Source organism: Ruegeria sp. AF3, assembly GCF_056536285.1.
Window position 1 is genome coordinate 1985001 of the sequence record NZ_JBQFJM010000001.1, and the last position, 15258, is coordinate 2000258.

Below are 15258 nucleotides of genomic sequence, written 5' to 3' on the forward strand. Positions count from 1 at the left end.
TTTGGTTCAGAAGAACGATCGCCTTTAGTTACCAGCTGGGTGATCACGATCGACATAGTCGAAGCCTGCAGGCCGAAAGGTCGAAAGGCTTCACGCGCTCAAGTAGCCGAATAGGCGGTAGCGCAAGATGTTATGTCTTTCTTTTTCTGGATCAAATCAAGCGCGAGAAGGGCGTTTGGTGAATGCCTTGGCAGCAAGAGGCGATGAAAGACGTGATACTCTGCGATAAGCCATGGGGAGCTGAGAATAAGCTTTGATCCATGGATTTCTGAATGGGGCAACCCACCTGAATGTTTGTTATTGTTGGCACAGCTGATCAATAATGAGCATGAACAGGTACTTAAGACCTGAATACATAGGGTTTTAAGAGCAAACCCGGGGAACTGAAACATCTAAGTACCCGGAGGAAAGGAAATCAATTGATACTCCCCTAGTAGTGGCGAGCGAACGGGGACCAGCCGAGCCGTGAGTGTGAATAGAACCTGTTGGGAAGCAGGACCATAGAGGGTGACAGTCCCGTATATGAAGCATGATCGGACGTATTAAGTAGGGCGGAACACGTGAAATTCTGTCTGAAGATCGGAGGACCACCTTCGAAGGCTAAGTACTCCTTGCTGACCGATAGCGAACCAGTACCGTGAGGGAAAGGTGAAAAGCACCCCGACGAGGGGAGTGAAACAGTACCTGAAACCGAACGCCTACAATCAGTCGGAGCCTCCTTGCGGGGTGACGGCGTACCTTTTGTATAATGGGTCATCGACTTGGTCTCACGAGCAAGCTTAAGCCGTTAGGTGTAGGCGTAGCGAAAGCGAGTCTTAATAGGGCGAATGAGTTCGTGGGATCAGACCCGAAACCGAGTGATCTAGGCATGGCCAGGTTGAAGGTAAGGTAACACTTACTGGAGGACCGAACCCACATCCGTTGAAAAGGATCGGGATGAGCTGTGCCTAGGGGTGAAAGGCCAATCAAACTCGGAGATAGCTGGTTCTCTGCGAAATCTATTTAGGTAGAGCGTCATCCGAATACCCCGGGGGGTAGAGCACTGGATGGGTAATGGGGCCCCACAGGCTTACTGATCCTAACCAAACTCCGAATACCCGGGAGTACTAGATGGCAGACACACTGCGGATGCTAACGTCCGTAGTGGAGAGGGAAACAACCCTGACCTACAGCTAAGGCCCCCAATTCATGGCTAAGTGGGAAAGCAGGTGGGACGACCAAAACAACCAGGAGGTTGGCTTAGAAGCAGCCATCCTTTAAAGATAGCGTAACAGCTCACTGGTCTAAATAAGTTGTCCTGCGGCGAAGATGTAACGGGGCTCAAGCCATGAGCCGAAGCTTAGGATGCCGTAAGGCATGGTAGCAGAGCGTAGTGTGACATAAGACTTATCCTCTTTAGTGTCTTTCGGGGCACCTTGGAGGATCGAGTCTTTTCGATGAAGCCGGCCTGTGAGGGATCCGGTGGAGAGATCACTAGTGAGAATGATGACATGAGTAGCGACAAAGAGTGTGAGAGACACTCTCGCCGAAAGTCCAAGGGTTCCTGCTTAAAGCTAATCTGAGCAGGGTAAGCCGGCCCCTAAGCCGAGGCCGAAAGGCGTAGGCGATGGGAACTAGGTTAATATTCCTAGGCCAGGAGGATGTGACGGATCACAGGTGTAGTTCAATCTTATCGGATTGATTGGGCTGCTGAGTGGTTCCTGGAAATAGCCCTCCATCAGACCGTACCCTAAACCGACACAGGTGGACTGGTAGAGCATACCAAGGCGCTTGAGAGAACGATGTTGAAGGAACTCGGCAAAATACCTCCGTAAGTTCGCGAGAAGGAGGCCCGGTTCCTAGGCAACTAGGGGCTGGGGGCACAAACCAGGGGGTGGCGACTGTTTATTAAAAACACAGGGCTCTGCGAAGTCGCAAGACGACGTATAGGGTCTGACGCCTGCCCGGTGCCTGAAGGTTAAAGGAGAGGTGAGAGCCTTGAATTGAAGCCCAGGTAAACGGCGGCCGTAACTATAACGGTCCTAAGGTAGCGAAATTCCTTGTCGGGTAAGTTCCGACCTGCACGAATGGCGTAACGACTTCCCCGCTGTCTCCAACATCGACTCAGCGAAATTGAATTGCCTGTCAAGATGCAGGCTTCCCGCGGTTAGACGGAAAGACCCCGTGCACCTTTACTACAGCTTCGCACTGGCATCAGGATTGTGATGTGCAGGATAGGTGGTAGGCTTTGAAGCAGGAACGCAAGTCCCTGTGGAGCCTCCCTTGAGATACCACCCTTCGCACTCTTGATGTCTAACCGCGGTCCGTTATCCGGATCCGGGACCCTGCGTGGCGGGTAGTTTGACTGGGGCGGTCGCCTCCTAAAGCGTAACGGAGGCGCGCGAAGGTTGGCTCAGAGCGGTCGGAAATCGCTCGTTGAGTGCAATGGCAGAAGCCAGCCTGACTGCAAGACTGACAAGTCGAGCAGAGTCGAAAGACGGCCATAGTGATCCGGTGGTCCCGAGTGGAAGGGCCATCGCTCAACGGATAAAAGGTACGCCGGGGATAACAGGCTGATACTGCCCAAGAGTCCATATCGACGGCAGTGTTTGGCACCTCGATGTCGGCTCATCTCATCCTGGGGCTGGAGCAGGTCCCAAGGGTACGGCTGTTCGCCGTTTAAAGAGGTACGTGAGCTGGGTTTAGAACGTCGTGAGACAGTTCGGTCCCTATCTGCCGTGGGTGTAGGAGACTTGAGAGGAGTTGCCCCTAGTACGAGAGGACCGGGGTGAACGATCCACTGGTGGACCAGTTGTCGTGCCAACGGCAGTGCTGGGTAGCTATGATCGGACAGGATAACCGCTGAAGGCATCTAAGCGGGAAGCCCCCCTCAAAACAAGGTCTCCCTGAGGGCCGTGGAAGACCACCACGTCAATAGGCCGGAGATGTAAGCGCAGTAATGCGTTCAGTTGACCGGTACTAATCGCCCGATAGGCTTGATTTGATCCAGTAATGGAAAGACAAATCAAAGACATACACACCTTGAGTTGGATAGCTGTGTCGCGCCAAGCGACACTGTTGATTGACATAACAACCGTGCAGGAACGCGCATCCGCTTCGCGAATACGCTGCCTCCTGCGCGTCGCCTTTTTGCAAAGCAAAAAGAGCGACGGGGATTTTCCTCGGTTTGGTGGTCATAGCGCAAGTGAAACACCCGGTCCCATCCCGAACCCGGAAGTTAAGCACTGCCGCGCCAATGGTACTTGGGCTTAAGCCCCGGGAGAGTAGGTCACCGCCAAACCTAGTAAAATCCCCAATCTCTCAACACGATGATAAGAACACTACCCGGTCTCAAGCAGCCGAATAGGCGGTAGACCAAAAAAGACCTCAAGTAGCGTAAGCGGTAGGTCATCAAAAGTGTCGCGGGATGGAGCAGCCCGGTAGCTCGTCAGGCTCATAACCTGAAGGTCGTAGGTTCAAATCCTACTCCCGCAACCAATACTTCCTAGTCAGATATCAAACACTTAGCCTTGCATAACGCAGGGCTTTCCGCGTTTAGGACATCCTTACCCGGTGCTACAACGGTGCTACGCCAGAGAGCAAAGATCAGCTATCAAAGCGCACCCATTCTGACGCTCCCTGAAGCCGACTCTTACCCCAACATGAAAACCAACACGCCTCCACCGTCAGTGCTGTCGGCCGAATGAAACGTAGACGCCTTGTTAGAATCCGGTCGACCAGGTCCAGCGGTCCAAACGAATGTTGTTTTGTTGGTTCGCGACTACTTCCTAAGTAAATTCAAGTGTTACTTCGTAGGCTTTCCATAGGCTTATCCGATTGCGTTCAGCAACGGGGCAAAAATTGGAGTTGAGGTGCTCTGAAAGTGATCAGGCGTCAATAGTTGGTTTTCTGTGAATGCGTCAAATTCGGCATTGCCAATTGAACTCCATCCCAAGTCGCGCCACATTGCTTCAATCAACTTGTTAACACTTTTGTTTACTTCATCCGAATTGGGAGGGCTCATTTTTGTTTTTTTGCAACAAGTCACTACAACTTTGGACAACCTCGCTAGATCCAACCACCCATGTTTGAAAATACAACTGCATAAGCGTATCGTTGTCCTTTTTGGAAACAAAAGATTTTAGAGATTCCATAAGCTTAAGGTAATTTTCTCGCTTTTCTCTCTCGACTTCGATCGCTTGAGATCTCGCTTGAGAAAGAAAATGTGTAATGACTGCGAGAACAATGGAACCTCTGACCTGCCCCCCGAAATTTCCCTCGTTCAGATGTAGAGTTTGCTCAACCTTTTGAAGGAGCAAACGAATGCGAAAGAGCCGTTTTACCGAGGCGCAGATCATCGGGATGATCAAAGAACAGGAAGCCGGGATGTCGACGGCCGAGGTGTGCCGCAAGCACGGCCTCAGCCAGGGCACGTTCTACAAATACAAATCGAAGTATGGCGGCATGGAAGTGTCTGACGTCGCGAAGCTGAGGGCGATGGAAGACGAGAATGCCAGGCTCAAGCGCCTGCTGGCCGATACGATGCTGGACAATGCTGTTCTGAAGGATCTGCTGGGAAAGAGCTGACGACGCCGAATGAGCGGCGAGAGGCAGCGCTGAGGGCGATGCGGGATCATGACATCTCGCAACGCCGGGCCTGCCGACTTGTCCACTGCCCGGCAGGGCATTGCGAAGCAATGTCCCGTGAGGGGGTGTCGATCCCAAAACTGTCAGGCGTGAACGCCCGCCGGACAATCCCGAGATACGCAAGGAGATGAAGGCCGTCGCTGCCAAGCGCCGCCGGTTTGGCTATCGGCGGATCGGCGTGATGCTGGAACGCAAAGGAATAATCGTGAACCACAAGAAGCTGTATCGGCTTTACACTGAGGAGAAACTGGGCGCCAGGCGACGACGGGGCCGCAAACGGGCGCGTGGGTCTCGAACACCGATGCCAGTGGCGCTGAGGCCAGGTGAACGCTCGTCCCTGGACTTCCTGTCGGACACATTCGGGGCATCACGCCGGTTCCGCATTCTGGCGGTGAACGACGATTGCTGCCGCGAGAACCTGTGTCTGATGGCCGATACCAGCATCTCGGGTGCCCGTGTCGCGCGGAAGTTGGACGCGCTTGTGCGTCTCTATGGCAAGCCAACTAGCATTGTCAGTGATAATGGAACAGAGTTCACCAGCCGGGCGATCCTGAAATGGGCGAACGAAAACGGCGTGGACTGGCACTACATCGATCCTGGCAAACCCCAGCAGAATGCCTTCATCGAGTCGTTCAATGGCAGCCTGCGCGACGAGCTGCTGAATGAAGAGATGTTCGAAAGTCTGGACGATGCCCGGCGCAAGCTGGTGCTATGGCGGTACGATTACAACAACGTCAGGCCACACTCATCGCTAGGAAACCAAACACCCGCAGAAGCGCGCCGGACGCTTGAGCAATTTGAGGGCTCCGCGCCCGGCGCGCTTGCCCAGACCGAAACCGAGGAATATGAAAGCCAGACCCGCAGACTCACGTTATGAATGAGGGAGCCTCGGGGGGCAGGTCAGGGCAAAGCACTTGGTTGGATCGGAAACCAGGCCGAACACCAAATGGCAGCCCGGTCTCCTTTGTCGTCACTTTGCAAAAATTGACCGTGTCGCAGTGAGGGTTTCTTCTTTGACGCTGTCAGGCAAATGATATTGTGTGGCATGCGGGACCTGAACACCTTTGGAACATCCTTCGCGCACAGCAATGGCTGAAATCCAGCGTTGCAGATTGTTCAGGTCGTCCGCGCGAACGCCAGCCCAGTCATGTATGCGCGCCCAGCTCCAATGAGCGATATCGGCGATGGAGAAATCTCCTGCCAGATAATCGTTATCTGCCAATCTCTTGTCGAGAATTTCCAGCAGCCGCCGGGTTTCATCCTGATAACGCTTGATCGCCACTGGTACCTTCTCGGGGAAGTAGCGGTAGAAAACATTCGCCTGACCCTGCATTGGCCCCAACCCGCCAACCTGGAACATCAGCCACTGCAGCACTTCTGAACGTCCCTTTACGTCGGTCGGCATCAGTTTTCCGGCCTTTTCGGCCAGATAAACCATAATCGCTCCGGATTCGAAAATCTGGAAACCACCATTGTCGTTGTCGACAATCGCAGGGATGCGACCATTGGGATTGATCGCGACAAAGTCCGGCTCTTTTTGAATGCCGGTCGTGATGTCGATTGGGTGGACCTGGTAGGGCAGGCCGAGTTCTTCGAGGGTGCAGGAGATTTTCCAGCCGTTTGGAGTTGCCCAAGTATAAAGATCAATCATTTTCCGTCCTTAGCCTGTCATCGCCACTTGATTGAGCAACCCATGCTGGGCGTTTGCCGGCGTGGTCCCTGTCCGGTCCTGGCGATCATCAGCATGGCATCCAAAAGTTCGGGGTTGCGACCAGTCGGATCACCCATCATCGCGCTGTCAATCCGACCGCGATATTGCAGTTCGCCCTTGCCGTTGAAGCCAAAGAAATCAGGAGTGCAGACCGCATCATATGCTTTGGCGACACTTTGATCCTCGTCGACCAGATAGGGAAAGCGGAACCCGAAATGTGCTGCGAATTTCGTCATCATGGGGGGGGCGTCTGAGGGGGCATAGCTGAAATCATTCGACATCACGGCCAAAACACCGATCCCGTTATCCATCAGCACGGATGTGTCTTCCGCAAGTCGTTTGGCAATGGCTTGTACATAGGGGCAATGGTTGCAAATGAATGCGACCAGCAGCCCTTTGGGGGTCAGGTGATCGGAAAGGCTGTGTAATTCCCCCTGGGGGTCCGGCAGGGTAAAGGCTGGAGCTTTCCAACCGAATTCACAGATGGGGGTATCAAGTAGCATCGCGGAAATACTCCTTATGCTGGAGTGGAACAGGTTTTCGCAGTTTTAGAACGATCGGTATAAACAAGTAAAGTCTAAAACGATCGGTCAAATCAAGTTCCCGATGATCAGTCGAGCAAACGTTTTGCCTGATCTGCGACGGCTTGCAGTGTTTCCTGGGTGAAATCGCCTCGGCCCATAACGCGCATGGCCAGCACGGCACCCATCAGCGCTTTGGACGCGGCCTCGGCGTCGACCTCAGACGATATTTCACCTGTCACTTGCCCCGCCCGAAAATTCTGTAAAAAGAAATCTTCGAGGTCATGCAGGCCGTTCATCACCACATTGCGCACGTCATCCCCATGAGTCGGAAGTTCGACAAGCGTATTCACCAGAAAGCAACCGCGTTTCTGGGTGTCGGCGAGCGTATCTTTCACAGTGCCATTCATTAGCGCAATAATAGCATTGCGAGGGGTGTTTTCCACCGACAGGCGCGTCAGCCCTGCGCGCCTGTTTTGGCGGTCGTATTTAAGCAGAGCCCGCAAGAACAGCTCTCTCTTGCCGCCAAACGCATTGTAAAGGCTGCCTTTGTTGATACCCGTGCCTTCAACAAGGTCGGAAATCGATGTCGCGTCATAACCGTGTTTCCAAAACAGAGCGGTTGCTTTGTCCACGGCTTGTTCTTCGTCGAAATTTTTCTGCCAGGGCATTGAGCGAACTCCGGAACAGTAGTGGTTATCCGACAATATTTTGACTGATCGGTACAATCAATAGTATATTGGCGGGAAATCTTTGAAGGGAGGTGTTGCATGACTAGGCCAAACATCATTCCGCTGCACAAGCTGAAGGCGCATGCAGCAAGCCATTTTGCGACGCGTCCGCTGGCGCAGAGGCTGGCAGCGGCCTTCCGGGATGCACACTATCGGCCGAATGAACTTCACAGGCATGATTATTTTGAACTGTTTCTTCTGAGCGATGGTGGCGGAACCTGTTCTATAGAGGGCACAGATCACCAACTTGACCCCGGTACGGTTCTAACGTTGCCGCCCGGTGTTGTGCATGGCTGGACTGACCGTCGGGAACTCGATGGGTTTGTGGCCCGCGTCCCTTTGCATCTCGGTTTTCACATGCCCGTTCTTTCGGACAACGAGGTTTTCGCCCTTGCCTTACCGCGACGTCTGCGCGGGCATCTGCTGTCGCTGATGAACTGGATCACGGAGGAGGATGAGAGCCGCGCGCAACGCCGTCAACCGTTACAGCAGCAGCAATGGCGGCTGTTTCTTGATTGTGTGGCCTCTGAACAGAATATGCGAAAGCCAGCCGCTCAAAGAAGGCAGACTAGGCCGGATCTGTTTGGCGCTTTCCTGACGCTTCTGGAACGTAAACACCACTTGCGATGGGGTGTGCAGGATTATGCGAATACGTTGTCCGTCAGTCGAAGCAGGCTTTTGCGGATTGTACAGAAGCGGGCTGGCTGTTCTCCGGCCGATATGATCAGGGCTCGGACGCTGAAAGAAGCGGAGCGTCTGTTATTGGTTTCCAAAAAAACCTGCGCCGAAATCAGTGACGAGTTGGGTTATTCCAGTCAAGCACAGTTTTCGCGCTCGTTTTCGGCGCAACACGGTATGTCACCCAGCCAATATCGCAGCAAAATGGCAAATCTCTGACGCAAACAGCTAAAGACTGCCCATCTCAACTTTATTAGCCTTGAGAACTCAACATTGGCTCTTAAGGAGAAATACGAATGAGCAACGATGTTCTCGTCGTCATCGCCATCGTCAAGGCAAAGCCGGAAAAAGCGGATGAGTTGTACCATCTTCTGGTCGACCTGGTCGCACCGACCCGGGCCGAAGAAGGTTGCATCCGATATGAGATGAACGTTTCGGACGACCGTTTGACTTATGTCTTCACCGAGCAATGGGCCAGCAAACCTCTTTGGGAAGCACATATGGAAACGCCGCATCTCGAAGGGTTCAAAGCGGTCATGGACGACCTGGTCGATGGGTTCGAACTGCACACGCTCAATTTGGATCCGGTCAACTCAAGCCTCTGAACGTAAGCGAAAAAAGGGAGGAAACTACAGATGTCTCGTACACCGAAAGAGATATTCATGCACCACCTGGAAACCCTTGGTGGGCGCGATGTCGACGGAATCGTCGCCGACTATACCGATGAGTCCGTGGTCGTGACCGGCGAACGCGTCTACAAGGGAAAGGCGGAGATTCACGAGTTCTTCACCAAGTTGCTGGCCCACCTGCCAGAGGCGGAATGGGGCCTGCACAAGGAGATTTACGAACAGGACACGCTTTATATCGAGTGGAGCGCGAAGTCGCCCACTCATAACGTGACATCGGGCGTTGATACATTTGTCTTCCAGGACGGAATGATCCGCGTTCAAACGGCTTATGCGCCGTTGATCCGCACAGGGATCTGAGGTGTTCCGATGCAAGTCACAGGCGTGTTCCATATTTCGATCAAGACCCAGAAGCCTAATGCGACAATGCGTTTCTATACCGAAGTTCTTGGTATGGAAGAAGCTCCTCGTCCGCCATTCGAGTTTCCTGGGTTTTGGCTGAAACTCAACACTTCGGTTGGAGAAGTGCCGATCCACCTCTATACCGGTGACGCGGCATTGAACAATGATGGATCAGCACCGGAAGGGACTGGCTGCATCGACCATTTTGCATTCTCTGTGCATGGTTTTCAGGAAATGCGCGAACGCTGTCAGCGTCTTGGTGTAGACTACCGGGAACGGCGCATTCCTTCGCTGACACTGGTGCAGATGTTCATGTACGATCCGAACGGAGTTCAGATCGAACTGAATTTCAACTCGAACAGCGAAGAACCACTGCCGGAAATAAACCCGGAGAACTTTCCCCGTGCTGGCGGACAGTGGTTTGATCCTGCTTCAGTCGCGCACTGGGGGCAGGACTAACGCTAAAGCAAGGGAGCCTGCCCAGCGGGTGGGCTCTTTTGGTATGTAATCTGAGATGCTTAACTGGAAGAAATGCGGAATGGTGGGGTATTCGAAGCATTGACAAAAATGATCTGTTGAATTCTGCGCCTTCCATGTGCTCGTTTCGGGGATGTGTCGCAAACTCTGGGGTTTAGGTGACGTGCATGCGTGATCTGAGGTTTGTACTCGTCGAATAGTTTTCGAATAGGTTTTTTTGAGCATGATCTCATTGAAGGGCTGTCTTTTCCCCAAGGATGCAGTTTTTGTATGCTGTGTACTTCTATCTGCGATACACGGTGTCGTATCGGGACTTAGAAGAAATCCTGGTAGAACGCGGCGTTCAGGTGGACCATGCCACTCTCAACAGGTGGGTTGTGAAGTATTCACCATGATCGCAGCAAGAGCGCAATCGAAGAAACGCCCAACGCTGAACTCCTGGTGCATGGGCGAGACCTATATTCGTGTTCGCGTCAATTGGATGTACCTTTACAGGGCCGTCGACAAGGCAGGAAATACCCTTGATTTCATGCTGTCCGAGCGCAAGAACCGTCAAGCTGCCGTCAGGTTCTTTGCCAAAGCTCTGTCTTCAAATGGAATCCCGAGCAAGACCGTCATCGACAAGAACGGTGCCAACACCGCCGGAATCAAGGCCATCAACAAGTGTCCGTTGTCAGAGTTTTTCGGAATGGGTTGGTGTTTTCGTAACGGAGGCTCTGGTTCGGTTTCTGTTTGAGTTTAAGCGGCAGCGGATTGGTGCTGCAACCTACGTTTTCGGAATGTCTGTTTCTTGATCTCCTCTCTCATTTTCAGGATCTTCGCACCCTTGGCGTAATAGACGTCGGCCGGGGTCAGGTTGGCCAGGCTCTCGTGGTAGCGATGGTTGTTATAGTGGTCGACGAAGGTGCCGATTTGTCGTTCGAGGTCCCCAGGCAAGTAGTAGTTCTCCAGAAGAACACGGTTCTTCATCGTCTGATGCCACCGCTCGATCTTGCCCTGGGTCTGCGGGTGATGCGGTGCGCCGCGAACATGATCCATGCCTTTGGCATCAAGGTAGTCGGCCAGGTCGGCAGCGACGTAGGATGAACCATTATCACGGAGCAATCGTGGCTTCTGGACGACCCCGGCCTGATTACACCCTGATGCTTCCAACGCCAGCTCCAGCGTGTCGATCACATCGGCTGCCTTCATCGTCGTACAGAGTTTCCACGCGATGATGTAACGGCTGTAGTCGTCGAGGATCGTGGACAAATAGAACCAACCCCAGCCGATGACCTTGAGATAGGTAAAGTCGGTCTGCCAGAGCTCGTTGGGGCGCACTGTCTTGTCCCTGAACTCGTCCGCGGCACAGATCACCACATGAGCCGGTGCGGTGATCAGATCCTCGGCGCTGAGGAAGCGGTACACGGATGACTCCGAGACAAAGTAGCGCTTCTCATCAGTGTATTTGACCGCCAACTCGCGTGGCGTCAGGTCTTCGTGCTCCAGGGCAAACTCGACAACGTCCTCGCGGATGTCGTCCGGGATGCGGTTCCACACCGACTTCGGTCGGGGAGATCGGTCTGCCAGTGCATCAACGCCGCCTTCGACCCACCGCGCATACCAATCGTAGTAGGTGCTCTGGGGATACCGAGCATCGACAGCGTCTGCCTGACCGGCAGGTGCAAAGCTTCCACCGTGCGGATGATCTCAAGCTTCTCTGAGGCGGGGTATCTCATGCGTCGTCCTCCCCATCCCCGATCATGCTTTTTTTGAGCAGTCGGTTCTCGAGCGTCAGCTCAGCAACGACTTCCTTTAGGGCCAATGCTTCAGATCGCAGATCCTTGACCTCAGGTGCCGTCGCCTGGCGGGCGGTGTCACCGACCAGCCGGTTCTTCCCAGCTTCAAGGAACTCCTTCGACCAGGAATAGTACAGGCTCTCGGCAATGCCCTCGCGGCGGCATAGCGCGGCGATGTTCTCTTCGCCCCGCAGGCCAGCCAGGACAATCCTGTTCTTTTCCTCGGCCGATTACTGTTTGCGGGTCTTGCGTTTGATGCCGCTGACCAACTTGTCAGCGGCGTCCTTCGATGTTCCGGACTTCTGGTTCATCTTCGCTCCATAATGGCTTCGATGAACCAGAAATCCTCCGTTGCTCAAACCCCTAAATCTTTCCGGTAGGCGCTGACGTCAGACACTGGCCCCGTTCATTGTCCTGTTGGTCGACAAGTATTATCTTGGCGAGGATGTCGGCCCTCGTCGAGTGGGAGCGGCTCTTGTGGGATTTGTTGGGGTTTTGTTCGTTATCCAGCCCAGCTTCGCGGCCTTTGGCGCTGTTGCCATAATCCCTCTTGGTACCGCGGTCGCCTTTGCTTTCTACATTCTTGTGACGCGGGGATTGTCACGCCGGATGCACCCCGTGGCTCTGCAATTCCACACTGGCCTGATTGCCAGTCTGTTTTGCATTCCCGTACTGATAGCTGCCCAAGGTTCCGGCTCCGAGCTGTTCGATCCTGTCTGGCCGGCAGGCCTCGCGCTGTTGTGGCTTCTGGGGGCGGGCTTTTTCGCAACGGTGAGCCACCTGATGATGACCTATGCCCTTTCCTTTGCACCTTCGGCTACATTGGCTCCCCTGCAGTACTTTGAGCTGCCGGTAGCGGCCCTGTTTGGCTATCTTGTCTTCAATGACTTCCCTAACATGCTTAGCCTGCTTGGTATTGCCATCATCATCAGTGCCGGGCTGTACATGATCCATCGCGAAAGGGTTATAGCTAGACAGTTGGTCACTGAGCGCGCAGCACCTCCAATCTAAGACTACACGTGCTCGTGGCCCTTAGCTGACCCTGGTGGATTGAGAGGCACCTATCAGGTCCCCGTCTCTGCTCAACGAGTTTTCCACATAGAAGTCTCTTGGCCGGGTCGCCTTTTCACACAGCTATGTCGGAAGCTGCGAATTCTTGCGTGTTGCTTCCCATGTAAAATACTTTCGAAAACAAACTTCATCGGGCGTGAAATCTGACCAGAGGGCCCGACCTTGAACGGTTCTCTGTCAACAGATTTGGCCTAAGGGATACGAAAGTGGCAAACCTACTTGATCCGTTTCAATTGAAACATCTCACTTTGCGCAATCGTATCGTAAGCACTTCCCATGCACCGAATTTTGTCGAAGATGGCCATCCCCGGGACCGTTACAGATTGTACCACGAAGAAAAGGCCAAGGGCGGAGTCGCCCTGACCATGGTCGGCGGGTCAACCAATATCGCCCCTGACAGCCCATCAGTGTTTGGCCAGCTCTATGCCGGCGATGACAGTATTATCCCATGGTTCCGGAAACTGACGGATGGCGTACACGAACATGGTGCCGCCATCATGTGCCAGATCACCCATATGGGGCGGCGCACAGCCTGGGATGATGGGTATTGGCTTCCGGTTCTGGCTCCGTCCGGTATCCGAGAGCGCGCGCACCGCGCCTTTCCAAAAGTAATGGAACAAGAGGATATCGACCGGGTGATCCGCGATTTCGCAGCTGCCGCGCGACGCTGTCAGCAGGGCGGGTTCGACGGGATCGAGCTTCTGTCCCACTCACACCTTCTGGGGCAATTCCTGTCCCCACTTACCAACAAGCGCGACGATGACTATGGCGGGACGTTGGAGAACCGCATGTGCCTGAGCCTGCAGGTGCTTGACGCGGTGCGCGCTGAAGTCGGCCCCGAGTTCATCCTGTCGATGCGCATCACCGGCGATGAACAAACCGAAGGAGGGCTGAGTGCCGAAGATTGCATAGCCGCCGCCCGGATGCTGGAAAATTCCGGCCATGTCGACCTTCTCAATATCCTTGCCGGCGCACCCTACGATGATCTTGGTCTGGCCGAGTGGGTGCGCCCCATGGGGTTGCCTGCGGCCCCGCACGTCACCGTGGCCGGACGCATACGTGATGCGGTCGATCTACCGATCCTTCACGCAGGAGGGATTGCGGATATTGCCACGGCCCGTCACGCGGTATCTGGCGGCCATGTCGATCTGGTGGGCATGACCCGCGCACAGATAGCCGACCCCTATTTGGTGGAAAAACTCGCACGCGGGGAAGAAGAGCGTATCCGCCCTTGTGTCGGCTTGGGCTACTGCGTGGACCGTGTCAATCAGGGCAAACCTGCCGTGTGCGGACACAATGCTGCGACGGGACGTGAGCAGACCTTGCCTCATATCATCATCCCCAGCGACACTCGCAAAAAAGTGGTTATCGTCGGTGGCGGGCCCGGAGGGCTGGAGGCCGCGCGGATTTGTGCCCTGCGTGGCCACGACGTGGTGTTGTTCGAGGCGTCGGATCGTCTGGGCGGACAGTTGGGTCTGGCCGCCAAGGGGATGACGCGCAGGCAGGTCTGGGGCGTTGCTGACTGGTTGATTTCAGAAGTGACGGTGCTTGGGGTCAATATCCGCCTGAACACCTATGCCGAAGCCGAAGATGTGCTGTCCGAAGTCCCTGATGTCGTGATCATTGCGACAGGTGGTTGGCCCGGTACCTTAACCATCCCCGGCGGTGACCTGGCAATCTCCAGTTGGGACGTGTTGTCCGGTGAGGTGCGTATCTCGGGCGAGGTGCTATTGTTTGACGAGATCGGCGACCACCCTGCGGCCGTCACGGCTGACGTGCTGGCTGGTAACGGTTGCAGTGTCAATCTGGTGACCCCAGATCGGGCTCTTCTGCATGACCTTGGCCCAACGACCTCTGCTGTCGCATTACGCGATCTGGCCGCTAATGGAGTCGCCTTCACTTGCCTCCAGGAGCTCACCTGCCTTTCGCACGAAGGCGATCGGGTTCTTGCCAGCCTACGTCATTCGTTGACGGGGGGCGTCATTGAACGTCTTGTAGATCATGTGGTCGTTGAACATGGTCTGTCCCCTATGGCCGAACTCTATCACGACCTCAAACTAATCTCGTGCAACCTTGGGCAGGTTGAACACCAAGCGCTCATTGGCGGGATGCTTCCATTTCGTGATACCAATCGGAGCGGTCAGTTCTATTTGGCCCGCATTGGCGACGCGGTTACAAGCCGAAATATGCACGCCGCAATTCTCGATGCCTTGCGTGTTTGTGCACAGATCTGAAAGAAACCAAGCCGCTCTGCCGATTAAGGATGGGAGCGGACTATCAGTTCTGGCTCAACTTATGACAGGAAAGCATCCACTTTCATAGGTATCGAACGGCCCTAGGCTCAGGATTCGTTGATTTTCAAAGAGCTGCATGATTCACGGTTCGAAAAACGGAGCGGTGATATGAGCGACCTTTTCTGGCGGACTGACGAGCAGATGGCCAGACTTTCCCCTTTCTTCCCGCGGTCGCATGGCAAGCCGCGGGTCGATGGCAAGAGGGTGCTGAGCGGGATTATCTTCATCAATCGCAATGGGTTGCGGTGGCGTGACTGTCAATCGGCATTCAAAGCTGACCCCCTATCGGCATCCAATATTGCCCCCCTTTATGCTGAGCTGGCCCGGGGCTGCGTAGCCCTCA

The 15258-nt window shown here is 54.4% G+C and carries 8 protein-coding genes, 1 tRNA gene, 2 rRNA genes and 5 pseudogenes; 12 read left to right on the plus strand and 4 right to left on the minus strand.

Going from position 1 to position 15258, the window contains the following annotated elements:
* Window positions 1–154: 154 nt before the first annotated feature.
* The 4 genes and pseudogenes from ACR3FC_RS10000 (at window position 155) to ACR3FC_RS10015 (ending at window position 5503) form a co-directional block, all read left to right on the plus strand.
* Window positions 155–2983 (plus strand): 23S ribosomal RNA (locus tag ACR3FC_RS10000).
* A gap of 182 nt (window positions 2984–3165) precedes the next feature.
* Window positions 3166–3280 (plus strand): 5S ribosomal RNA (gene rrf, locus ACR3FC_RS10005).
* A 120-nt stretch (window positions 3281–3400) separates the two neighbouring features.
* A tRNA-Met gene (locus ACR3FC_RS10010) sits at window positions 3401–3477 on the plus strand.
* 825 nt (window positions 3478–4302) lie between these two features.
* Window positions 4303–5503, plus strand: a pseudogene (locus ACR3FC_RS10015) (IS3 family transposase).
* A gap of 93 nt (window positions 5504–5596) precedes the next feature.
* Here the strand turns inward: ACR3FC_RS10015 and ACR3FC_RS10020 are convergent.
* The 3 genes from ACR3FC_RS10020 to ACR3FC_RS10030 form a co-directional block, all read right to left on the minus strand.
* Window positions 5597–6277 (minus strand): glutathione S-transferase family protein, encoded by a 681-nt coding sequence (locus ACR3FC_RS10020; RefSeq protein ID WP_480474632.1) that lies wholly within the window; start codon window positions 6275–6277, stop codon window positions 5597–5599.
* A gap of 17 nt (window positions 6278–6294) precedes the next feature.
* Window positions 6295–6840, minus strand: a complete 546-nt coding sequence (locus tag ACR3FC_RS10025) for a thioredoxin family protein (RefSeq protein WP_480474634.1) — start codon at window positions 6838–6840, stop codon at window positions 6295–6297.
* A 107-nt stretch (window positions 6841–6947) separates the two neighbouring features.
* Window positions 6948–7529: a TetR/AcrR family transcriptional regulator gene (locus ACR3FC_RS10030; RefSeq protein WP_480474636.1), complete on the minus strand. Its 582-nt coding sequence runs from the start codon at window positions 7527–7529 to the stop codon at window positions 6948–6950.
* Between the two features lie 99 nt (window positions 7530–7628).
* Between ACR3FC_RS10030 and ACR3FC_RS10035 the strand changes: the two genes are divergently transcribed.
* From ACR3FC_RS10035 to ACR3FC_RS10055, 5 genes and pseudogenes are all read left to right on the plus strand, one after another.
* Window positions 7629–8486: a helix-turn-helix domain-containing protein gene (locus ACR3FC_RS10035; protein WP_480474638.1), complete on the plus strand. Its 858-nt coding sequence runs from the start codon at window positions 7629–7631 to the stop codon at window positions 8484–8486.
* 77 nt (window positions 8487–8563) lie between these two features.
* Window positions 8564–8872, plus strand: coding sequence for a putative quinol monooxygenase (locus ACR3FC_RS10040; RefSeq protein WP_480474640.1), 309 nt, complete (start codon window positions 8564–8566; stop codon window positions 8870–8872).
* Window positions 8873–8902: 30 nt separating this feature from the next.
* Window positions 8903–9253, plus strand: a complete 351-nt coding sequence (locus ACR3FC_RS10045; RefSeq protein WP_480474642.1) for a nuclear transport factor 2 family protein — start codon at window positions 8903–8905, stop codon at window positions 9251–9253.
* A gap of 9 nt (window positions 9254–9262) precedes the next feature.
* Window positions 9263–9754: a VOC family protein gene (locus ACR3FC_RS10050; protein WP_480474644.1), complete on the plus strand. Its 492-nt coding sequence runs from the start codon at window positions 9263–9265 to the stop codon at window positions 9752–9754.
* Between the two features lie 241 nt (window positions 9755–9995).
* Window positions 9996–10448 (plus strand): annotated as a pseudogene (locus ACR3FC_RS10055) (IS6 family transposase); the annotation flags it as partial.
* Between the two features lie 62 nt (window positions 10449–10510).
* Here ACR3FC_RS10055 and ACR3FC_RS10060 read toward each other — a convergent pair.
* Window positions 10511–11861: pseudogene (locus ACR3FC_RS10060) on the minus strand (IS3 family transposase).
* An 85-nt stretch (window positions 11862–11946) separates the two neighbouring features.
* Between ACR3FC_RS10060 and ACR3FC_RS10065 the strand changes: the two are divergent.
* From ACR3FC_RS10065 to ACR3FC_RS10075, 3 genes and pseudogenes are all read left to right on the plus strand, one after another.
* Window positions 11947–12561: pseudogene (locus tag ACR3FC_RS10065) on the plus strand (DMT family transporter); the annotation flags it as partial.
* A gap of 266 nt (window positions 12562–12827) precedes the next feature.
* Window positions 12828–14855 (plus strand): oxidoreductase, encoded by a 2028-nt coding sequence (locus ACR3FC_RS10070; protein ID WP_480474646.1) that lies wholly within the window; start codon window positions 12828–12830, stop codon window positions 14853–14855.
* 168 nt (window positions 14856–15023) lie between these two features.
* Window positions 15024–15185 (plus strand): annotated as a pseudogene (locus tag ACR3FC_RS10075) (transposase); the annotation flags it as partial.
* Between the last annotated feature and the right edge of the window lie 73 nt (window positions 15186–15258).